This window comes from Modestobacter sp. SYSU DS0875, from assembly GCF_054050915.1.
The window spans coordinates 133,168-154,401 of record NZ_JBJHAH010000002.1 but is presented as its reverse complement, the minus strand read 5'-3'; the positions used below and the strand labels follow the sequence as shown (position 1 = coordinate 154,401).

Genomic DNA, 21,234 nt, shown 5'->3' with positions numbered 1-21,234 from the left:
AGACACGAAAAAACCTCCCGGGGTACGGGAGGTCGCGCGCAGTCGGGGAGGGGGCTGCGCGCTAGGCGATGATGATCGTGCCGGTGGCGTCCATCACGCCGAGTAGACCACGGTGGCCGCCGAGGTGGAACGCCGCGTCCACTGCCTGGGACGACGACGCCGTCCACTGTCAGCCGCTCCACGGGAGACGACAGTGTGCGCTGAGGGCCAGTTCGGCACGCCCGAACTGGCCCTCAGCGCACGTCGTTCCGGCCCGCCGGCCGACGCCCGTCAGCCGCCGGCGAGTGCCGCCAGCCGGTCGCCGACCTCGGCGGTGCGGACCTGCGCCTTCGGGTCACGGGTGGACAGGTCGAAGGCGACCGCCGCGTTGACCTTCTTCGCCAGCTCCGGGCGACCCAGGTGCTCCAGCATCAGGCCCACCGACAGCACGGTGGCGGTCGGGTCGGCGATGCCCTGCCCGGCGATGTCCGGCGCCGAACCGTGCACCGGCTCGAACATGCTCGGGTTGGTGCCCGAGACGTCGAGGTTGCCGCTGGCCGCCAGCCCGATGCCGCCGGTGACCGCGGCCGCGACGTCGGTGACGATGTCGCCGAAGAGGTTGTCGGTGACGATCACGTCGTACCGGCCCGGGTCGGTGATGAAGAACATCGCCGCGGCGTCGACGTGCTGGTAGGCGACGGAGACCTCGGGGAACTCCGCGGCCACCTCCTCCACGGTGCGCGACCACAGCGACCCGGCGTGGGTGAGCACGTTGGTCTTGTGGATCAGCGTCAGGTGCTTGCGCGGGCGGGCGGTGGCCCGCTCGAAGGCGTAGCGGACCACCCGCTCGACGCCGAAGGCGGTGTTCAGGCTGACCTCGGTGGCCACCTCGTGCGGGGTGTCCCGGCGCAGCACGCCGCCGTTGCCCACGTAGGGGCCCTCGGTGCCCTCCCGGACGCACAGCATGTCGATCTCGCCCGGGTCGGCCAGCGGGCTGGTCACGCCGTCGAAGAGCCGGGCCGGGCGCAGGTTGACGTGGTGGTCGAGCTCGAAGCGCAGCTTCAGCAGCAGGCCGCGCTCGAGGATGCCGGCCGGGACGCTGGGGTCACCGACGGCGCCGAGCAGGATCGCGTCGTGCTGGCGGAGCTCGTTCAGCACCGCGTCGGGCAGCAGCTCGCCGGTGCGCTGCCAGCGGGCCGCGCCCAGGTCGTACCGGGTGGTCTCGACGTCCGGCGCCACCGCGCCCAGGACCTTGAGGCCCTCCGCCACCACTTCTTGACCGATGCCGTCTCCAGGGACCACTGCCAGCCGCATGAGGCCTGAGGTTAGTGGGCGGGGTCCGGCCCACCACCACCCGCACACGCCGGACGCCCCCCGGCGAGGGAGGTCCTCGCCGGGGGGCGCCGGTGGTCGAGCGGTGGTGGTGCGGGAGGTCAGGGCCGGCCGGCCCGGCGCCGCGCCGGGCCGGCCGGCACCGTCACGGCGCGGCCGGTGCGCCTGGCCGCACGGCCACCGGGACGAACTGGGTCCGGCCCGGTCCGGTGCTGCTGTTGTGCTGCAGCACGACCATCGCGCCCTTGGGCCCGCCGACGGCGGTGTCCTGGGCGTAGGCCGGGCTCTGCGTCACCGCGATGGTGCTGCCCCCGGTGACCGGCACGAGCACCGCCGGCCCGTCGGCGGCGGTGAACGACAGCCCCGGGTGCAGCGGGTCGAAGCTCATCCGCTCGGGGGCGAGCTCTGCGCCGCCGTTCGGCCCGGTCACCGTGCCCAGGTCGTCGACCGTGCCGTAGGCGCTGGTCGACTGGACGCCGAAGGTGATCCGGCTGGCGTCCGTGGTGACCAGGGGCATCACGGACAGCGGCGCGCCGAGCAGCTGGACGTCGGAGTCGAAGGCGTTGGTGTCCACCGTGCCGTCGGCCACGTTCAGGTAGCCGATCCACGGGTCGTCGTCGCTCGGGAGCAGGCCGTACTCCCGGTCGGTGACCACGACCAGCGGGGCGTCGTAGTCGGCGATCCGGGTGGTGGTCACCTGGTAGTCCCAGACCCCGTCACCGGTCGCGTCGAGGTACACCCCGTAGTTCACCGCCGTCTCCGGCGAGGTGTACCGGCCGTGCGCCGAGACGCCGACGTACAGCCACGGGTCGTCCGGGCTGGCCGCGACGTCGGAGGCGACCCCGACCTGGGCCAGGTCCACCGACCGCTCGAGCTCGGACTTGTAGCAGTCCGACCGGGCCTCGGTCGTGCACTTGGGCAGCTGCGGGCTCACGCCCAGCCGCTCGAACGCGCTCCCGAGGGAGGTGTAGGACGACGGCTCTCCGAACGGTCCGTTGGCCACGCCCCGGCCCACCAGCGCGATCGTCTGCCCCGGCTGCCGGTCCTGGGCGACCAGGTTCGACGCGGGCTTCGCGTTGGCGTGCACCGGGACCCGCAGCGCGGGCGCACCGGCGGTCTTCGGGGTGAGGACCAGCCGGCCGCTGGCCTCGCCGAGGAACTGCCGCCCGTCGTCGGTGACCACGGTCGGGTCGGCGACCTTGCGCAGCTGGTCGCGGGTCACGGTCATGACCACGTTGACCACCGTCTCGGTGCGCGGGGCGACCGAGACGACGGAGGGCTCCACCCGGTAGGTGACGCCCGGCTGCTGCGCCAGCCCCTGGTAGGCGAGCGTGTAGGTGACCGTCCGGTCGCTCTTGTTCGAGACGGTCACCTGGCGGTTCTGCACGACCTTGGGGTCGACCGCCTCGACCACGCCGAAGGAGGCCGAGACGACCCCGGAGCCGGCGTCGGCGTAGGCGAGGACCTGGTTGGCCAGCGCCGCCCGCGCGTCGATCCGGCCGGCGCCCTGCCGGTTCGGGCCGTACACGGTGCCGTCGGCGGTGTGGACGTCGGCGCCCGCGGTGTTCATCAGGTCGGCCTTGACCTCCTCCGTCGTCCAGTCCGGGTGCGCCGCACGGACCAGCGCGGTGACTCCGGCGGCGGTCGGCGCGGCCATCGAGGTGCCGGACTCGCTGACCCCCTGGGTGCCGGTGCCGACCGCGGCGGAGTAGAGGGTCACGCCGGGAGCGGAGACGTCGGGCTTGAGCCCGCCTGCCTGGCGGGTGCCCCGGGAGGAGAACGACGCGAGCAGGTCGACCTGCGCCGGGTAGTCGACGGTGGCGGCGTCCTTGAGGCTCGGCCCGAAGGTCACGGTGACCGGGCCGGCCGCGACCGCGTCGGCCAGCGCCGCGCCGTCGGTGGCCGTGGTGAGGATGCCCGGGATCTGCGGGACGCCGGTGATGCCGGTCTCCAGCAGGTCGTCGTCACCGATGATCATGAAGCCGGCGGCGCCGTGGTCGCGGGCGTTGCCGCCCTTGGCCACCGAGCCGCAGGCGAAGCCGGCCGCCTGGACGAGCACGATCTCGCCGCTGTAGTCCCCGCTCCAGGGGGCACAGCCGGTCGGGTCGTCCCCTGCCTCGGGCAGCACGACCGGAGCGGTGACGTCGGGCTCGACGGCCCCGGACTCGTCCAGGTCGCTGTAGGCGATCGACCGCAGCCCCGGGCGGACGCCCTCGGGACCGCCGCCGGCGACGACCTGCCAGCCGTCGAAGATCCCGTAGCCGTCGTTGGAGGCGGCCACGCCGATGCCGCGGGGCGCGTTGCCCGGCGAGCCACTGATGTCGAAGCTGTCCGCGGCGTTGCCGGCCGACATCACCACGAGCATGCCGTGCTTCATCGCCTCGTTGGCGACCACGGCGTCGGCGTCGTCGGCCAGGCCGTAGTCCGACCCGAGGGAGAGGTTGACGACGTCGAGGTGGTCCTCGATGGAGCCGTCACCGTCGGGGTCCATGGCCCACTCGAGAGCCTGGACGGTCACGTCCGTGGAGCCCTCGCAGCCGAACACCTTCAGCGCGTACAGGGAGGCCTCCGGCGCCATGCCGGGACCGATGCGCAGGCTGCCGGCGTCGAAGGAGTCGCCGTAGCCGCCGCGGTAGGTCGCCCCGTCGGCGGTCACCCCGTACCCGGCGGCGGTGCCCGCCACGTGGGTGCCGTGGCCGTTGCAGTCCAGCGGGTTGTCGTCGGGGCGGGCCACCGGCTGGTGGTCGGGGCTGGTCGGGTCGGCGTTGTAGTCGTCGCCGACGAAGTCGCGGCCGCCGACGACCTTGGCGTTGGGGTACACCCCGACCGGGGCGGGGGCCGCCTCGGCCGCCTGGAGGGCGGTGAACTGGGCGACGTCGCCGCTGCCGCCGAAGTCGGCGTGGGTGTAGTCGATGCCGGTGTCGATGATCCCGATCGAGACGCCCTCGCCGGTGTTGCCCAGGTCCTGCCACGCGGCGACCGCGTCGACGACCCGGGCGGCACCGGTGTTGCTGACCGTCTTCGGCGTGATCGGGAGGACCGCGGTCACGCCGGGCAGCGCGCTCAGTGCGGCCCGGTCGGCGGCGTCGGCGGCGACCGCCACGCCGGAGACGACGGTCGAAGCGGTGTACAGCACCTCGGCGTCCGGCACCGTGGCCGGCAGCTCCCCGACGACGTCCGCGGCCGCGGCCTCGACCCCGGGCTTCGCCGCGCGGGCGGCGTCGGCCGCCTGGGCCGGGCTCCCGGCGGCCAGGGCGTCGGCGTAGACCTGCGAGGTCGCCGGCGTGTCCAGCTGGAGGAAGAAGGAGGCCGGCCCGCTCTCGGGGAGTCCGGCCGGGACGGCCCCCGCACCCCGGGCGGCCACCGCGGCCTGGACCTGCGCCAGCTGCCCGGCGGTCAGCTCCGCCTGCGCCCGGTCGGCGATCGGCGCCGCCGGCGCGGCGAGCGCCCCGGTCGTCCCCCCGGTGGTCGCGAGGGCCGCCGCGACGGCGACGACCCCCGTCCGGACGGCGACGCGCCGGCGTCCCGCCCGGTTCGTGTGTGTGCTCCTGGAACCCACGTGCACCCCTGTCAGTGTCCTTGCGCCAGGCCCGGCTGCACGCACTGTCAGACGGGCCAGACAGAGCGTGGTCATTGCCGTGGCTAACGGCCAATAGGCCGTTCGGCGCAGTCGCACGGCCGGCGCGGGGCATCTGCCGCGGCTCGGTGACCGCGGTGTTCGTCATACGTTCCGAACACGTTCCGCTGGTCGTGGCGTGGGCCATTCGGCGCAGTGCTCGTGGCGCGGTCGACACGATCGGGTGACGCTCAACGACCTCGCCGGGTGTCGCGGACGGCGCCCCCGGGCCTGGACGCTCCCGGGCCTGGACGCACCCGATCCCGGATGCTCCGGACCCCGGATGCCCCGGACCCCGGATGCCCCAGACCCCGGACGCTCCCGACCCCGGACGCAGCGAGGCCGCGCCGTCCGGGTGGGACGGCGCGGCCTCGGGGGTCGCGGTGGGATCAGCTGGGGTTCAGGTCCGCGGCCCGCACCTGGCGGGCGCCGATGCGGCCGGCGATGTCGGCGAGCAGCTCGCCGCTGACCGGGCTGTCGACGGTGACCGCCATCAGCGCGTCGCCACCCTGGTTCGTCCGGCTGACCTGGGCGCCGGCGATGTTGATCCCCGCCTCCCCCAGCGCGGCACCGACGGCGCCGACCACCCCGGGCCGGTCGGCGTAGACGAAGAACAGCAGGTACCCGTCGGCGGTCAGGTCCAGGTCGAAGCCGCTGACCTCGGTCAGCTTGGGCACCTGGTTCTTCCCGTACAGCGTGCCGGAGACGGCGACCTCCGTGCCATCGGCCATCGCCCCGCGGATGCTGATCAGGTTGCGGTAGTCCGGGCTCTCCGTGCTGCTGGACAGCCCCACGTCCAGGCCGCGCTGGTCGGCCAGCAGCGGGGCGTTGACGTAGGTGACCGGCTCCTCGACGACGTCGGTGAAGACCCCGCGCAGGACGGCGAGCTGGACGACCGAGACGTCGTACTCGGCGATCTTGCCCTGCACCTCGACGTGCACCGACTGGGCGAGCCCACCGGCCACGGCGGTGAACACCCGGCCGAGCTTCTCCGCCAGCGGCAGCCCGGGGCGGACGTCCTCGGCCACCACACCACCGGCCTGCACGTTGACCGCGTCGGGCACGAAGTCGCCCTGCAGCGCCAGGCGCACGCTCCGGGCCACCGCGGTGCCGGCCTTGTCCTGCGCCTCGGTGGTGGAGGCGCCCAGGTGCGGGGTGACGACGACGTTGGGCAGCCCGAACAGCGGGCTGTCGGTGCACGGCTCCTTGGCGTAGACGTCGATGCCCGCCGCGCCCACCTGACCCGACTGCAGCGCCTCGGCCAGCGCCGCCTCGTCGACCAGCCCGCCGCGCGCCGCGTTGACGATGATCACGCCGGGCTTGGTGGCGGCCAGCTGGTCGCGGCCGATGAGCCCGAGGGTCTCCGGGGTCTTCGGCAGGTGGACGGTGATGAAGTCCGACTCGCGCAGCAGCTCGTCCAGGCTCACCAGCCGGACGCCGAGCTGGGCCGCACGGCCGGGCTGGATGTAGGGGTCGTAGGCGACCAGGGTGACGCCGAAGGCAGCCAGCCGCTGGGCCACCAGCACGCCGATGCGGCCGAGCCCGACCACGCCCACGGTCTTGTCGGTGACCTCGACGCCGGTGAACTTCGACCGGGCCCACTTCCCGGCGCGCAGCGAGGCGTCGGCGGCCGGGATGTGCCGGGCGGCGGCCAGCAGCAGGGCCACCGCGTGCTCGGCGGCGCTGACGATGTTCGACGTCGGCGCGTTGACCACCAGCACACCGCGCTCGGTGGCGGCGGGGACGTCGACGTTGTCCAGGCCGATGCCGGCCCGGGCGACGACCTTCAGCCGGGGGGCCGCGGCGAGCGCCTCGGCGTCGATCTGGGTGGCGGAGCGGATGAGGACGGCGGAGGCCTCGGCCAGCGCCGGCAGCAGCGCGGCGCGGTCGGCGCCGTCGACGTGGCGGATCTCCACGTCGTCCCCGAGCACCTGCAGGACGCTGGGTGCGAGCTCTTCGGCGATGAGGACGACGGGCGCGGTCCCGGGCGTGGTGGCGGTCACGGGTCAACAGCCTAGGAGCGCGGCCGCCCCGCTGGTCGGGCCGGTGTCGCCGGTCCCACTGGGTGGACGCCGGGCGGGCGCGTCTGGCGACCGGGTGGGGCTGCTTGCCCCCCGCCGCCCGGCGCCGCCATCCTGACCGCAGCGCCGGTGCCACCGGCCCGTGCGGAGGAGATCATGAGCAACGACCCGGACGTCCCCGGCCGGCAGGAGCCCGGGTGGGGCCAGCAGCCGCAGTCCGGCCAGCCGTCCCCCTACGGGCAGTACGGCCAGTCACCGCAGCCGGCGCCCTGGGGACCGTACGGCCAGTCACCCCAGCAGGCACCGCAGCAGGTGCCCTGGGGGCAGTACGGCCAGCAGCCGACCCACGGCCGGTACGGGCCCTACGGCGGCGCTCCCGGCGGCGTCGACCCGGCCCTGCCGCCGGCCCGGCCCGGTGCGGTCGTCACCGCGGCGGTGCTGGCTCTCGTCTACGCCTCGCTGGGCGTGCTGGTCGCCCTGGCCTTCTTCGCCGGTGGCGCCTTCATCGACGACCTGGTCGACGCGGCGCTGGCCACCGACCCCACGCTGGGCGGCGAGCTGGACTCGAACGAGCTCGACGGTGTGCGCGGGATCCTCGTGGTGATGGGCGTGGTCGCGCTGGCCTGGACGGTGGTGATGGTGTGGGGCGGCGTCCTCGCGCTGCGCGGCCGCAGCCGGGTGCTGCTGCTGGTGGGCTCGTCGATCTCGGTGGTGACCACCGGCTTCGTCCTGGTCTCCACGGTCGCGACCGCCGGTTCCGGGGAGCCGGGGACGGGCGGCGCCCTCGTCTTCTCCCTGGTGCTCTTCCTCGGGGCGCTGGCCATCCTGGTGCTGCTGTGCCTGCGCCCGGCGGCGGAGTACTTCGCCGCGCACCGCGCCCGGCGCGCCACCCACCGGTGACGACGACGGCCCCCGCAGCGCAGGCTGCGGGGGCCGTGGTCCCAGGCCCTCCTGCCCCCCGCCGCGAACCGGGGGGGGGCAGGAGGTCCCGCGTCAGCGCGCGGCGGTACCGGTGTAGTCGTCGCTGGCCGACACCCAGCTCATCAGGCCGCGCAGCTGGCGGCCGGTGGCCTCGATCGGGTGCGCCTCGGCGGCGGCCCGCTTGGCCTGGAAGTCCGGGGCACCGGCGTCCTGGTCGGCGATGAACGCCGCGGCCCACGAGCCGTCCTGGATGGCGGTGAGCACGTCCTTCATCGACTCCTTGACCCGGGCGTCGACGACCTTGGGGCCGGAGGTGTAGTCGCCGTACTCGGCCGTGTCGGACACCGACCAGCGCTGCTTGGCGATGCCGCCCTCGTACATCAGGTCGACGATCAGCTTCAGCTCGTGCAGGCACTCGAAGTAGGCGATCTCCGGCTGGTAGCCGGCCTCGGTGAGCGTCTCGAACCCGGCGGTGACCAGGGCCGACATGCCACCGCAGAGCACTGCCTGCTCACCGAAGAGGTCGGTCTCGGTCTCCTCGGCGAAGGTCGTCTTGATGACCCCGGCACGGGTGCCGCCGATCGCCTTGGCGTAGGAGAGCGCGAGCGCCTGGGCCTTGCCGCTGGCGTCCTGCTCGACGGCGATCAGGCAGGGCACGCCCTTGCCGTCGGCGAACTCCCGGCGCACCAGGTGACCGGGGCCCTTGGGGGCGACCATGGCGACGTCGACGTCGGCCGGGGGCTTGATGTAGCCGAACCGGATGTTGAACCCGTGGCCGAAGAACAGCGCGTCGCCGGCCTGCAGGTTGGGCTCGACCGACTCGGCGTACAGCTTCCGCTGCACGTGGTCCGGTGCCAGGATCATGATCAGGTCGGCCTCGGCGGAGGCCTCGGCGGGGGTGACCACGCGCAGCCCCTCGGCCTCGGCCTTGGCCCGGCTCTTCGAGCCCTCGGGCAGGCCGACGCGGACGTCGACGCCGGAGTCGCGCAGCGAGAGCGCGTGGGCGTGCCCCTGGCTGCCGTAGCCCAGGACGGCGACGGTGCGCCCCTGGATGATCGAGAGGTCGGCGTCGTCGTCGTAGAAGATCTCGGCGGCCATGCGGGTGATGCTCTCCTTCGGTCGGTGCTTTATCGCGATAAAGCGCGGGTGGGGTGGTGCAGCTTCAGGCGGAGCGCTCGACGGGGCGCAAGGTACCGGCACCGCTCATCGACCGCGGGCCGCGGGCCAGCGCGACCGTGCCGGACTGGGCCATCTCCTTGATCCCCAGCGGGGCGAGCACGGCCAGCAGCGCCTGCAGCTTGTCCGGCGTGCCGGTCGCCTCGAGGGTGACCGTCTCGGTGTTGACGTCGATGACCCGGGCACGGAACAGCTCCGCGGTCTGCAGCACCTGGGCGCGGTCGGCCATCGGCGCGCGGACCTTGACCAGGAGGAGCTCGCGCTGGACGGCGGCATCGGACTCCAGCTCGACGATCTTGATCACCTCGATCAGCTTGTTGAGCTGCTTGGTGATCTGCTCCAGCGGCTGGCTCTCCGCCTCGGCGACGATCGTCATCCGGGACAGGTCCGGGTTCTCGGTGGGCCCGACGGCGAGGGACTCGATGTTGAACCCGCGCCGGCTGAACAGCGCCGAGACCCGGGCGAGCACACCGGACTTGTTCTCGACCAGCACCGACAGCGTGTGGCGTGGCATTGCACACGTTCCTTTCAGAGGAGACCGGGGAACCGATGGCCCCGTCCAGAGGCTCGCCCCGAGCTTGCGAGGGGTGAGAGGGACGGGGTCCTCCCGCTACACCTGCCCGTCGCCGAAGACCGGGCGCACGTCGCGCGCGGCCAGGATCTCGTCGTTGCTCGCACCGGCGGCGACCATCGGCCACACCTGTGCGTCGGAGCCGACGACGAAGTCGATCACCACGGGGGCGTCGTCGATCGCCATCGCCTTCTCGATCACCGCGTCCACGTCGTCCTTGCTCTCGCAGCGCAGCCCGACGCAGCCCAGCGCCTCGGCCAGGGCGACGAAGTCCGGGATGCGCACCGGTCGACCCGAGCCCGGCTTGCCGCCGTGGGTGTTCAGGTGGGTGTTGGAGTAGCGCCCCTCGTAGAACAGGGTCTGCCACTGCCGGACCATGCCGAGGTTGCCGTTGTTGATCACCGCGACCTTGATCGGGATGCCCTCGATGGCGCAGGTGGCCAGCTCCTGGTTGGTCATCTGGAAGCAGCCGTCGCCGTCGATGGCCCACACCGTGGTGTCCGGGCAGCCGTACTTCGCGCCCATCGCGGCCGGGACCGAGTAGCCCATGGTGCCCAGCCCGCCGCTGTTGAGCCAGGTGCCCGGCTTCTCGTAGCGGATGAACTGGGCGGCCCACATCTGGTGCTGCCCCACCCCGGACGTGTAGATCGCGTCGGGCCCGGCGATCGCACCGAGCCGCTCGATCACGTACTGCGGGGAGAGGGCGCCGTCCTCGGGCCAGTCGTAGCCCAGCGGGTACCGGGTCCGCCAGTCGTCCAGCTGCGCCCACCACGCGGTCAGGTCGGCGGTCCGCCCGGCGGCCTGCTCGGCGCGCAGCGCGGTCACCAGCTCGGCGATCGTCTCCTTCGCGTCACCGACGATCGGGACGTCGGCCTTGCGGTTCTTGCCGATCTCCGCCGGGTCGATGTCGGCGTGCACGACCTGCGCCTCGGGCGCGAAGCTCGACAGCTGGCCGGTGACCCGGTCGTCGAAGCGCGCGCCCAGGGCGACCAGCACGTCGGACTTCTGCAGCGCGGTCACCGCGGCGACGGTGCCGTGCATGCCCGGCATGCCCAGGTTCTGCCGGTGGCTGTCGGGGAAGGCACCGCGGGCCATGAGGGTGGTGACCACCGGGGCGCCGGTGAGCTCGGCCAGCTCGGCCAGCTCGGGGCTGGCACCGGCCTTGAGCACGCCGCCGCCGACGTAGAGCACCGGCCGGCTGGCCCGGGCGATGAGCGCGGCCGCCTCGCGCACCTGCTTGCCGTGCGGTCGCGTCGTCGGCTTGTAGCCGGGCAGGTCCAGCCGCGGCGGCCAGCTGAAGTCGGTGGTCGCCTGCAGAGCGTCCTTGCTGATGTCGACCAGCACCGGGCCCGGCCGGCCGGTGCCGGCCAGGTGGAAGGCCTCGGCGATCGCCTGCGGGATGTCCGCCGGGTCGGTCACCAGGAAGTTGTGCTTGGTGATCGGCATGGTGATGCCGCGGATGTCCGCCTCCTGGAAGGCGTCGGTGCCGATCGCCGCGCTGGGCACCTGGCCGGTGATGGCCACCACCGGCACGGAGTCCATGTAGGCGTCGGCCAGTGGGGTGACCAGGTTGGTCGCCCCCGGCCCGGAGGTCGCCATGCAGACGCCGACCCGACCGGTGGCCTGGGCGTACCCGGTGGCGGCGTGCCCGGCGCCCTGCTCGTGCCGCACCAGCACGTGCCGGACGGCGGAGTCGAACAGCGGGTCGTAGGCCGGCAGGATCGCCCCGCCCGGGATGCCGAAGACGACCTCGACCCCGACCGCCTCGAGCGCGCGGACCAGGCTCTGCGCGCCGGTGATCCCGGTGGCGGGCTCCGCGGCGGCCTCGGCGATCGACCGCTCGGTGGCCTCGACGCCGAGCGTGGCCGCGGCGGCGGCCTCGGTGGGGGCGACCGGCGCGGCCGGTGCGGGACCGGCTCCCGGCGCAGCGGTGGGACCGGGGGCTGCAGCGGTGCGGCCGGTGCTGGTGCTCATCTTCGACGATCTCCCTGGGCGGGTGGGGTGCTGCGGCGGTCGCTCGATGGTCCGGCCGAGCGGTGCCCGGCCAACAAAAAACCCCTCGTGCCGTGGCACGGAGGGGTGGCGCGTCGGTCGGGAGGGACCGGCGCGCTAGCGGATCGCTACGAGACCAGGAGCACGGAGCAGACGGGTGCGGGGCACGGCACCACTGTGCGCCCCCTCCCGTCTCGGCGTCAACACCGGCGTCCCACTCAGTGGACAGCAGTGAGAGCGAACGTGGGACGGCGGTCAGCGCCCCCCGGGCCCGCCGGTCACGGCGGCCGGATGGCGATCGAGGAGGCCGGCGTCGAAGGCGTCGATGGCCTCGGCCAGCCGGCCGGGGGCGACGGGCCGCCCGATCAGGTGGCCCTGCAGGTACCGGCAGCCCAGCGCCTGCAGCGCGGCCAGCTCCCCGGGGGTCTCCACCCCCTCCGCGACCACGTCGATGGACAGCCGCCGGCCCAGCTCGATGACCGTGTACACGAGGGCGGCGCTGCGCTCGTCGGACTCGATGCCGGCCAGGAACTCCCGGTCCATCTTCAGCACGTCGACCGGGAGCCGGGTCAGGTAGGCGAACGTCGAGTAGCCGCGGCCGAAGTCGTCCAGGGAGATGACGCAGCCCATGTCGTGCAGCGTCTGCAGGTCGCCGTCGGCGCGGTCGGGCTGGCCGAGGAACAGCGACTCGGTGACCTCCAGCATGAGCCGGCGCGGCGGCAGCCCGGCCCGGGCCAGCGCCGCCGCGACGTCGGGGACCAGGCTGCCCGACTGCAGGTGCCGGACGCTGATGTTCACCCCCAGCTGCAGGTCCCGCCCCTGGCGCAGCAGCCCGGCGAGCTCCGCGGTGGCCTGCTCCAGCACCCAGCGCTGCAGCGGGACGATCAGCCCGTCGTCCTCCGCGAGCGGGACGAACTCCGCCGGCGGGACCGCTCCGAGCACGGGGTGGTCCCAGCGCAGCAGGGCCTCCAGGCCCAGCACGCGCCGCTCCACGGTGCCCACGACCGGCTGGTACTCCAGCCGCAGCTCACCGCGGGACAGCGCGTCGGGCAGGTCCCTGGCCAGCCGGGTGCGCCGTCCGGTCGCGCTGTCGGCCGCCTCGCCGGAGCGGCGCACGCACCCCTTGCCGGCCGCCTTCGCCGCGCGCAGCGCCAGGTCGGCGGAGCGGATGGTCGCCGACACCTCGTCGGCCGGGTCCAGCGCGGTCACCCCGACACTGCAGGAGACGTCGAAGACCAGGTCCGGGTCCGCGCCGGGCGTCGGCACCGACCGGTGCACCCCCGCCAGCTCGGTGACGACCCGCTCGGCCAGCGCCGTCGCCTCGGACAGCGCGCCGCGCACGACGACCGCGAACTCGTCGCCGCCGAGCCGGCCCACCAGGTCCCGGTCGCGGACGGTGGCGCGCAGCCGGTCGGCGACCTCGACCAGCAGCAGGTCACCCGCCTCGTGCCCGGCGATGTCGTTGACCGCCTTGAACCCGTCCAGGTCCAGCAGCAGCAGGCAGGCGGCCTCGCCCCCGGCGGCGCGACTGCGCGCCCCGGCCAGGGCCGCCATCAGCCGGGCCCGGTTGGGCAGTCCGGTCAGGTAGTCGGTGTAGGCCAGCCGTTCGAGCTCCAGCTCGCCGGCGCGCCGGCCGTCGACGTCGCGCAGGTGGAGCACCAGGCCGTTCCCGCTCCGGGACGCGCCGCGCGGGGCTCCCTCGGGGGCGGCGTGCAGCGCCGCCGACGGGATGACCCGGACCGACTCGAACGGCCGCCAGCCCCCGTCCCGGGTGCGCAGCCGGAAGGAGCGGCCGCGGGAGTCCTCGAGGTCGGCGGTGGCCAGCACGCGCACGAGGTCGGCACGGTCGTCGGGGTGGACGAAGTCCAGCAGCGGCCGGCCCTCCAGGTCCCGCGCGGCCCAGGCCCCCGGACCCTGGCCGGCGCCGGACGCCCAGGTGATGTCGCCGCGCTGGTCCAGCACGATGGTGATGTCCGCTGCGCTGTGCACCAGCGTGCGGAAGTAGGCCTCGGTGCGCAGCACCTGGTGGGTGAGCCGGGTGGCGTCGGCGGCCCAGAGCAGCGTCCGGACCAGGGTGGCGGCCAGCAGCAGCCCGGTGGCCAGCGCCTCCGGTGCGCTGACCGGCCGCCCACCGGCCCAGCCGGCGAGCAGCAGCAGCACCACGCCGAAGGCCAGGCAGTAGCTGACCAGCACCCCGAGCAGCGGCGTGGTCACCGGGTCGGCGCCCTCGTCGGCGCCCGGGCCGGGGTCGGCCTCCAACGCCAGGGTGACGGCCGCGAGCATGCCCAGGAGCGTCGTGGCGGTCAGCACGTCCCAGCCGGTCGCGGGGTGCACGGCGGCGAGCGATCCGCTGACCACGGCCACCGCCAACGAGCCCAGCGCCAGCAGCAGCCAGCCGGCCGCGGCCCGCCGGGCCGGGCCGACGGCCGCGAAGGTGACCAGCCCGCCGGCCAGCAGCACCGCGCCGAGCGCCGGGTAGCCGGCGGTCAGCAGCCGGTCGACGCCGTCGGCGTCGGGTCCTCCGACCGCCGGCAGCAGCACCTCGGCCAGCACGCCGAGCGCGACCAGCGCGACCGCGGCGTCCAGCGCCACCGAGGCGCGGAGCCGGCTGCCCGTGGCACGGACCAGCCGGGAGCACAGCAGCAGCGTCACGGGCGCCGTGGCGGCCAGCGCCAGGTCGCCCGGGCCGAGCGCCGTCGGGTTGATCCCCGCACCGGTGACCCCACGGACCACCTGCCCCAGGCCGAGCAGCGCGGCGATCACGGCGACGGTGCGCCACACGTCGGCGGAGACGGCGTCGGGACGGCGGCCGTGCCGGTGCACCAGCGCGCCCAGCACCAGGGTGGCCAGACCGAGCACCAGCGGACCGGCGTGCGCCGACCGCCCGGGGACCAGCGCGGCCAGCAGGGCCACGCCACCGGCGACGACGGCCAGCAGCAGCAGGACGGCGGTGCGTGGCCAGTCCCCCGCCGCCGGCAGCGCGGCGCTCGCGCGCCACCGCGCGGCCGGGAGCACGGTCACCCCACCCGTCCCACGAGCCCGGGCCACAGCAGGCCCGAGCCGGCGTCCAGGAGCTCGGCGAGAACGCCGAGGTAGACCGGCCGGGAGAGCAGGAAGCCCTGCGCGTAGCCGCAGCCGATGCCCTCGAGGACGGCGAGCTGGCTGCTGGTCTCCACGCCCTCGGCGACCACGTCGATGCCCAGCGACGCCCCCAGGCCGACGACGGACTCGCACACCACCCGGGTGTAGGCGTCCCGGTCGACGGCGGCCAGCATCGCCCGGTCGAGCTTCAGCACGTCGACCGGCAGCCGGCCCAGCCGCGGCAGGGCGGACCGGCCGCTGCCGAAGTCGTCGAGGGCCAGGTGCACCCCCATCAGCCGCAACGCCCGCACGTCGTCGATCACCTGCGACCCGTCCAGGGCCGCTTCGGACATCTCCACCACGAGCCGTTCGGGGGCCAGGCCGCTCTGGGCCAGGGCCGCGGTCACGTCCCCGACCAGCGTGCCGGCCGCCAGGTGGGCGGCGGAGACGTTGACCCCGAGCCTGAGCGGCGCCGGGCCGTGCTGGGGCAGCTGCTGCACGCCGGTGGTGGCCGAGTGCAGCAGCCAGCGCTGCAGCTCCACCAGCAGCCCGGCGCGCTCGGCGACCGGCAGGAACTCCTCGGGCTGCACCTCCCCGTGCACCGGGTGCCGCCAGCGCAGCAGCGCCTCCACCCCGGTGACCCGGTGGTCGGCCAGCGACACGATGGGCTGCCAGACGAGCGTGAGCTCACCGCGCTCGCGGGCGCCGACCAGGTCGCGGCGCAGCTGGTCGCGGCGGTCCCGGGTGGCGGTCAGCTCCGGGCGGTAGCGCCGCACCGAGCCCGGGCCGGTGGCGCGGGCGTCGAGCACAGCCAGGTCAGCCCGGTCACTGGCCTCTGCGACGGTGAGCCCGGGCATCAGCGGCACCACCCCGACCGCGGCGGTGAGGTCGACCAGGCCGGCGTCGGTGCCGATCGGGGCCTCGATGACGGCCAGGCAGCGCGCGGCGAGCCGGTCCGGCTCGTCGCCCGTGCCGTGCGCGAGCACGCCGAAGCACTCGGCGGAGACCCGGGCGACCTGGTCCTCGGTGCGCACCGTGGCGCGCAGCCGGCGGGCGACCTCGGCGACGGCGACGTCCAGGACGTCCCGGCCGGCCAGCTCGCCCGCCTCCCGCAGCCCGTGCACCTCGACGACCAGCAGGGCCACCTCGTCGGCGTCGGCCTCGGGGCCCGACCGGCCGAGCAGCCGCTCCAGCGCCTCCCGCTGCGCGGCCCGGTTGGGCAACCCGGTGAGCGGGTCGGTGAACGCCAGCGAGCTCAGCTCCCGTTCCCGGTCCCGGCGCGCGGTCACGTCCCGACAGTGCAGCACCAGCGCCCGCACCTCCGCGTCGGCGCGCAGGTCGGTGGCCCCGGCCTCGAGCACCCGCCAGCCCACCCCGGGCGCGGGCAGCCGGAACGTGCACCGCCCGGTCGGCCCGCCACCGCCGGACGCCGGGCCGGTCAGCCAGGAGGCCACCCCCGCCGCGTCGTCCGGGTGCACCGCGTCGACCAGGCGGCAGCCGGTGAGCGGAGCGCCCCGCGCCGTCGTCGTCGCCAGCCCGGGGGCGGCCCAGACGATCCGCAGGGTGCCGTCGAGGACCAGCGCCGCATCGCTGCCGGCGTGCACCAGGGACCGGGCGAACGACTCCGAGCGCAGCAGCCGGGCCAGCGCACGCGGCCGGTCGCGGACGGCGCGCTGACGGCGCCACAGCTCCAGGGCCAGGCAGCCGAGCAGCGCGGCCCCGGCCGCCCGGGACGGCAGGAGACCGGCGAGGAGGGCGAGGGCGACCGCGGCGACGCCGGCAGCCAGCAGCAGGCCGGTGGCCCGCCCGGTCAGCGCCAGGGCAGCCGGCGGCCACCAGCCGGGTGCACGCCGGCACGTCTCCTCCACACCGGGAACTGTCGGCCCCGGACCCGCCCGACCGAACGGCTCATCGGGCGGGTCTCACCCCATGGGGGCGGCAGACCGTCCGGTCGGCGTCAGCCGCAGACTGCCCCCTGCGCGGCCGAGCCGACCAGCTTGGCGTACTTGCCGAGCACCCCGGTGGTGTAGCGCGGGGCGGGCGGGGCCCACCCCTCCCGGCGGCGGGCCAGCTCGTCGTCGTCGACCAGCAGCTCCAGGGTGCGGTTGGCCAGGTCCAGGCGGATCGGGTCGCCGTCCCGCACGAACGCGATGGGGCCGCCGTCGGTGGCCTCGGGCGCGATGTGCCCGACGCACAGACCGGTGGTGCCCCCGGAGAAGCGGCCGTCGGTGAGCAGCAGGACGTCCTTGCCCAGCCCCGCGCCCTTGATCGCACCGGTCACCGCGAGCATCTCCCGCATGCCCGGGCCGCCCTTGGGTCCCTCGTAGCGGATGACCACGACGTCGCCGGCCTGCAGCGTGCCGTCGGTGACGGCGTCCATCGCGCCCTGCTCGCCGTCGAAGACCCGGGCGGTGCCCTCGAAGACGTCGGTGTCGAAGCCGGCGGACTTCACCACCGCGCCGTCGGGGGCCAGCGACCCGCGCAGGATCGTCAGGCCACCGGTGCGGTGGATCGGCTCGCCCATCGCGTGGATGATCGCGCCGTCGGGGTCCGGCGGGGAGAGCTCGGCGAGGTTCTCGGCCATGGTCTTGCCGGTGACGGTCAGCGTGTCACCGTGCAGCAGGCCGGCGTCCAGCAGCGCGCGCAGCACGACGGGCACACCGCCGACCCGGTCGACGTCGGTCATCACGAACCGGCCGAAGGGCTTCACGTCGGCCAGGTGCGGCGTGCGGTCGCCGATCCGGTTGAAGTCCTCGAGCGTCAGCTCGACCTGCGCCTCGTGCGCGATGGCCATCAGGTGCAGGACGGCGTTGGTGGAGCCGCCCAGTGCCATGACGACGGTGATCGCGTTCTCGAACGCCTCGCGGGTCATGATCTGCCGCGCGGTGATGCCCTTGCGGAGCAGTTCGACCACCGCCTCGCCGGACTTCACCGCGTAGTCGTCGCGGCGGCGGTCCGGCGCCGGCGGGGCGGCGCTGCCGGGCAGGCTCATGCCCAGCGCCTCGGCGACGCTGGCCATGGTGTTGGCCGTGTACATGCCACCGCAGGAGCCCTGACCTGGGCAGGCGGCCTTCTCGATCGCGGTCAGCTCCTCGCGGGTGATCAGCCCCCGCGCGCAGGCGCCGACGCCCTCGAAGACGTCGATGATCGTGAGGTCCTTGTCGCCCAGCTTCCCCGGCAGGGTGGAGCCGGAGTAGAGGAAGACGCTCGCGAGGTCCAGCCGGGCGGCGGCCATCAGCATGCCGGGCAGCGACTTGTCGCAGCCGGCCAGCAGGACCGAGCCGTCCAGCCGCTCGGCGAACATGACCGTCTCCACCGAGTCGGCGATCACCTCGCGGGACACCAGCGAGGCGCGCATCCCCTCGTGGCCCATGGAGATGCCGTCGGAGACCGAGATGGTGCCGAACTCCAGCGGGAACCCGCCGGCGGCGTGCACCCCCTCCTTGGCGCTCTTGGCCAGCCGGTCCAGGGAGAGGTTGCAGGGGGTGATCTCGTTCCACGACGAGGCCACGCCGATCTGCGGCTTGGCGAAGTCGTCGTCGCCCATGCCCACCGCACGCAGCATCGCCCGGGCCGGGGCCTTGGCGTCGCCGTCGGTCACCGCCCGGCTGCGCGGCTTGATGTCGACGGCGGGGGTCTGCTCGGGTCGGTCTTCGACGGTCGTCACGCCGGCGATGCTAGGCGGGTCCGTCCGCCTCCCCCAGATGCAGTCCATGCTGGTATCAGCACCACCACCCAGGTGGTCGCCCGCCCCGAGGAGGACACCCGTGCCCGGCACCCCGCGCGAGGAGCTCGCCGCCTTCCTGCGGTCGCGCCGCCGGCAGGTCGACCCGGCCGCCGTCGGGCTGCCCGGAGCCGGCGCTCGCCGCACACCCGGGCTGCGCCGGGAGGAGGTGGCGCTGCTCGCCGGGGTGAGCCACACCTGGTACACGTGGCTGGAGCAGGGCCGCGACATCCGCCCGTCCCGGCAGGTGGTCGACGCGGTGGCCCGCACCCTGCAGATGTCGGCGGCCGAGCACGAGTACGTGCTGCGCCTGGCCGGGCACGCCGCCGCCGTCCCGGCCGGCAGCGCCGGCGGGCTGCCCCCGCACCTGCAGCGGCTGCTGGACGCGCTGGGCCCCTCCCCCGCCTACGCGATCACGCCCGACTGGTCGATCGTCGGCTGGAACCGTGCCTACGAACGCTTCTACCCCGGCGCCGCCGACGCCGCGGACGGCGACCGGAACCTGCTGTGGCTGGTCTTCACCGACCCCCGGGTGCGCGGGCTGCTCGCCGACTGGACCACCGACAGCCGTCGCTTCCTCACCCAGTTCCGGGCCGAGGTGGGCGGCCGGCTGCACGACCCGGCCGTGGTGCGCCTGGTGGCCCGGCTGGAGGCGGCCAGCGAGCACTTCCGGGCCGGCTGGGCCAGTCACGACGTCGACCGGTTCACCTCCGGAGAGCGCCGCTTCGCCCATCCGGAGGTCGGTGAGCTGGTGCTGGAGCACCACCAGCTCACCCCCGCCGACGCCCCCGGGGTCCACCTGGTGGTCTACACCGCCGCGCCCGGCACCGACGCCGCCGACCGGCTGGCCCGGCTCGCCGCGGGCTGACCGGGCTCTGGGAGCATCGACGGACGTGGGGACGGCGCGGATGCGGATGAGCCGGACGGCGCTGCTGCCGGTGGGCCTGCTGGCCGTCGGCGTGCTGCCGCTGGCCGCTGCCACACCCTGGCTGCTGCTCCTGCTGGTGGTGCCGCTGGTGCTCGCCGCGTGGGTGCTGCGGGTCGGCGTCGACGTCGGCCCCGACGGGATGACCGTCCGCTCCCTGGTGGGCCGGCGGCTGGTCACCTGGGCCGAGCTGGCCGGCGTGCGGGTGGCCGAGGACCGCGCGCTGTGGCTGGTGACGGCCGGCGGCAGCCAGGTGCGCCTCCCGGTGCTGCGCGCCCGCGACCTGCCCCGGCTGGCCGCGCTGACCGACGGCCGGATCCCGGCGCCCTGAGCCGGGGACCCGGGCCGTCAGCGGCACCTCAGGAGCTCTCCGACGCGGTCGGGACACCGGGTCGGACCGCGGTCCCGGCGTCGTCCGGGCGACCGGTCGGCCCGGCCACCGGGGGCAGGCCGCTGCTGTCCGGCGGCCGGCGGCGGAGCCGGTTGATCCCCCCGATGAGGCCGCCGCGGAGGAACAGCAGCACGAGGATGATCGCGATCGGGTAGAGGAACCGGGCCAGCGTGCCGGCGTCGACGCCACCGGACCCGGGCAGCGTCAGGGACGGCGGCACCGAGCTGTACTGGGTGAGCACCAGCGGCAGCGTCACCACGAAGACGGCCCCGATGACCGCGCCGGCGATGGTGCCCACGCCGCCCAGGACGATCATGATCAGGAAGTCGATGGACAGCTGGAACGTGAAGACGTCGGGTGAGATGCGGCCGTAGGCCAGCGCCATCAGGGCGCCACCGATCCCGGCGTAGGCGGAGGAGACGATGAACGCGGTCGCCTTCGCCCGGGCGACCCGAACTCCACGCCGGCCACGGCCAGGTGGTCGGGCTCGTTGTCGCTGAAGCTGAACCCGGCGGGCGGGGGGGGGCAGTCGGGTCCTTCTAGTAGTCGTGGACGACGTTCGCCAAGGGCCGGCCGGCCAGCACGCGCGCGAGCTGCTCGGTGACCGCCGCGGTCGCCCGGGCCTCGGTGACGGGGACGTCACCGGCCACGTGTGGGGTCAGCAGCAGCCCCGGGGCGGCGAACAGCGGGTGCCCGTCGGGGAGCGGCTCGGGGTCGGTGACGTCCAGCGCCGCGCGCAGCCGCCCGCGGTGCAGCTCGGCCAGCAGGGCGTCGGTGTCCACGACCACGCCTCGGGCGGCGTTGACCAGCAGGGCACCGTCCCGCATCGCGGCGAGGAAGCGGGCGTCGACCATGCCGGTGGTCTGCGGGGTGACCGGCACGATGAGCACCACGACGTCGGCGTGCGGCAGCAACCCGGGCAGCTCGTCCATGCCGTGCACGCCCGCTCGGGCGGTGCGCGCGACCCAGGTCAGCTCGACGTCGAAGCCGGCGAGCATCCGGCCGATGGTCCGGCCGATGTCGCCGGCGCCGACGACCAGCACCCGGGCGCCGACCAGTGAGTGGTGCGTGGCGGGCGCCCAGCGGCCGGCGTCCTGCGCCCGGGTGAAGGACGGGAGCCCACGCTGGGCGGCGAGCGTGGCCGCCACCGCCCACTCGGCGGTGGCTGGGGTGTGCGCGCCGCGGGCGTTGCAGAGCACCACCCGGTCCGGCAGCCGGCCGGCGAACTTCTCCGCACCCGCGCTGAGCAGCTGCACCAGGCGCAGGTCCGGCAGCGCGTCCAGCAGCTCCCGGGTCGGCTCGGACCCACCGCGGGGAACGAGGACCTGGGCCCGGGTGGCCGCCCCGGTGGGCAGGCCGTCGGCCGGGTCGAAGCGGTGCGCCGTCACCCGCGGTGACAGCGCCTCGACCGCACCGGCCAGCGCCCGCGAGGGCACCAGCACGTGCAGCGTCTCGTCGGGGCCGAGCTCCAGCAGGGGCGGGGACGTCTCCGGCACGGCTCTCGA

Annotated in this window: 14 protein-coding genes; 3 read left to right on the top strand and 11 right to left on the bottom strand. The window is 74.9% G+C overall.

From position 1 onward, the window contains the following. Window positions 1-270: 270 nt before the first annotated feature. The 3 genes from ACI79Y_RS01750 to serA all read right to left on the bottom strand — a co-directional run bounded on the left by ACI79Y_RS01750 (window position 271) and on the right by serA (window position 6,930). Window positions 271-1,293, bottom strand: coding sequence for a 3-isopropylmalate dehydrogenase (locus tag ACI79Y_RS01750; protein ID WP_457156835.1), 1,023 nt, complete (start codon window positions 1,291-1,293; stop codon window positions 271-273). A 163-nt stretch (window positions 1,294-1,456) separates the two neighbouring features. Continuing rightward, window positions 1,457-4,870, bottom strand: a complete 3,414-nt coding sequence (locus ACI79Y_RS01745; protein WP_457156834.1) for a S8 family peptidase — start codon at window positions 4,868-4,870, stop codon at window positions 1,457-1,459. A 446-nt stretch (window positions 4,871-5,316) separates the two neighbouring features. Then, complete coding sequence (gene serA, locus ACI79Y_RS01740; RefSeq protein ID WP_457156833.1) at window positions 5,317-6,930, bottom strand: phosphoglycerate dehydrogenase; 1,614 nt, start codon at window positions 6,928-6,930, stop codon at window positions 5,317-5,319. 174 nt (window positions 6,931-7,104) lie between these two features. Between serA and ACI79Y_RS01735 the strand changes: the two genes are divergently transcribed. After that, window positions 7,105-7,848: a hypothetical protein gene (locus tag ACI79Y_RS01735; RefSeq protein WP_457156832.1), complete on the top strand. Its 744-nt coding sequence runs from the start codon at window positions 7,105-7,107 to the stop codon at window positions 7,846-7,848. Between the two features lie 93 nt (window positions 7,849-7,941). Here ACI79Y_RS01735 and ilvC read toward each other — a convergent pair whose 3' ends face one another. The 6 genes from ilvC to ilvD all read right to left on the bottom strand — a co-directional run bounded on the left by ilvC (window position 7,942) and on the right by ilvD (window position 18,356). Continuing rightward, the gene (gene ilvC, locus ACI79Y_RS01730) at window positions 7,942-8,967 is read right to left on the bottom strand and encodes a ketol-acid reductoisomerase (protein ID WP_457140245.1); all 1,026 of its coding nucleotides are present in this window, start codon (window positions 8,965-8,967) and stop codon (window positions 7,942-7,944) included. A gap of 64 nt (window positions 8,968-9,031) precedes the next feature. Beyond that, window positions 9,032-9,559 carry an acetolactate synthase small subunit gene (gene ilvN / locus ACI79Y_RS01725; RefSeq protein WP_457156831.1) on the bottom strand — a complete coding sequence of 176 codons (528 nt, stop codon included), beginning with the start codon at window positions 9,557-9,559 and terminating at the stop codon, window positions 9,032-9,034. Window positions 9,560-9,655: 96 nt separating this feature from the next. Continuing rightward, window positions 9,656-11,590, bottom strand: coding sequence for an acetolactate synthase large subunit (locus ACI79Y_RS01720; protein ID WP_457156830.1), 1,935 nt, complete (start codon window positions 11,588-11,590; stop codon window positions 9,656-9,658). 273 nt (window positions 11,591-11,863) lie between these two features. Then, a complete protein-coding gene (locus tag ACI79Y_RS01715) occupies window positions 11,864-14,629 on the bottom strand; it encodes a putative bifunctional diguanylate cyclase/phosphodiesterase (protein WP_457156829.1) in 2,766 nt (921 codons plus the stop codon). Further along, a complete protein-coding gene (locus ACI79Y_RS01710; RefSeq protein ID WP_457156828.1) occupies window positions 14,626-16,557 on the bottom strand; it encodes a putative bifunctional diguanylate cyclase/phosphodiesterase in 1,932 nt (643 codons plus the stop codon). Before ACI79Y_RS01710 ends, ACI79Y_RS01715 begins: the two co-directional genes overlap by 4 nt. 89 nt (window positions 16,558-16,646) lie before the next feature. Beyond that, on the bottom strand, window positions 16,647-18,356 hold the full coding sequence (ilvD, locus tag ACI79Y_RS01705; RefSeq protein WP_457084577.1) for a dihydroxy-acid dehydratase: 1,710 nt from the start codon (window positions 18,354-18,356) through the stop codon (window positions 16,647-16,649). A gap of 100 nt (window positions 18,357-18,456) precedes the next feature. Here ilvD and ACI79Y_RS01700 point away from each other — a divergent pair, with 100 nt between their 5' ends. Together ACI79Y_RS01700 and ACI79Y_RS01695 are read left to right on the top strand one after the other, a co-directional pair. Beyond that, entirely contained in the window at window positions 18,457-19,281 is an 825-nt protein-coding gene (locus ACI79Y_RS01700) for a helix-turn-helix transcriptional regulator (RefSeq protein ID WP_457084575.1), read from the top strand. 25 nt (window positions 19,282-19,306) lie between these two features. Next, the gene (locus tag ACI79Y_RS01695; protein WP_457156827.1) at window positions 19,307-19,669 is read left to right on the top strand and encodes a PH domain-containing protein; all 363 of its coding nucleotides are present in this window, start codon (window positions 19,307-19,309) and stop codon (window positions 19,667-19,669) included. 28 nt (window positions 19,670-19,697) lie between these two features. Here the strand turns inward: ACI79Y_RS01695 and ACI79Y_RS01690 are convergent, their stop codons facing one another. Both ACI79Y_RS01690 and ACI79Y_RS01685 read right to left on the bottom strand, forming a co-directional pair. Beyond that, window positions 19,698-20,372, bottom strand: a complete 675-nt coding sequence (locus ACI79Y_RS01690; protein WP_457156826.1) for a branched-chain amino acid ABC transporter permease — start codon at window positions 20,370-20,372, stop codon at window positions 19,698-19,700. Then, window positions 20,269-21,225 (bottom strand): 2-hydroxyacid dehydrogenase, encoded by a 957-nt coding sequence (locus ACI79Y_RS01685; RefSeq protein ID WP_457156825.1) that lies wholly within the window; start codon window positions 21,223-21,225, stop codon window positions 20,269-20,271. The genes ACI79Y_RS01690 and ACI79Y_RS01685 overlap by 104 nt, the downstream gene beginning before the upstream one ends. Between the last annotated feature and the right edge of the window lie 9 nt (window positions 21,226-21,234).

Coding starts and splice junctions, on each gene's coding strand:
- ACI79Y_RS01750 (WP_457156835.1), bottom strand. CDS start 1,293: ATGCGGCTGGCAGTGGTCCCTGGAGACGGCATCGGTCAAGAAGTGGTG.
- ACI79Y_RS01735 (WP_457156832.1), top strand. CDS start 7,105: ATGAGCAACGACCCGGACGTCCCCGGCCGGCAGGAGCCCGGGTGGGGC.
- ilvC (WP_457140245.1), bottom strand. CDS start 8,967: ATGGCCGCCGAGATCTTCTACGACGACGACGCCGACCTCTCGATCATC.
- ilvN (WP_457156831.1), bottom strand. CDS start 9,559: ATGCCACGCCACACGCTGTCGGTGCTGGTCGAGAACAAGTCCGGTGTG.
- ACI79Y_RS01720 (WP_457156830.1), bottom strand. CDS start 11,590: ATGAGCACCAGCACCGGCCGCACCGCTGCAGCCCCCGGTCCCACCGCT.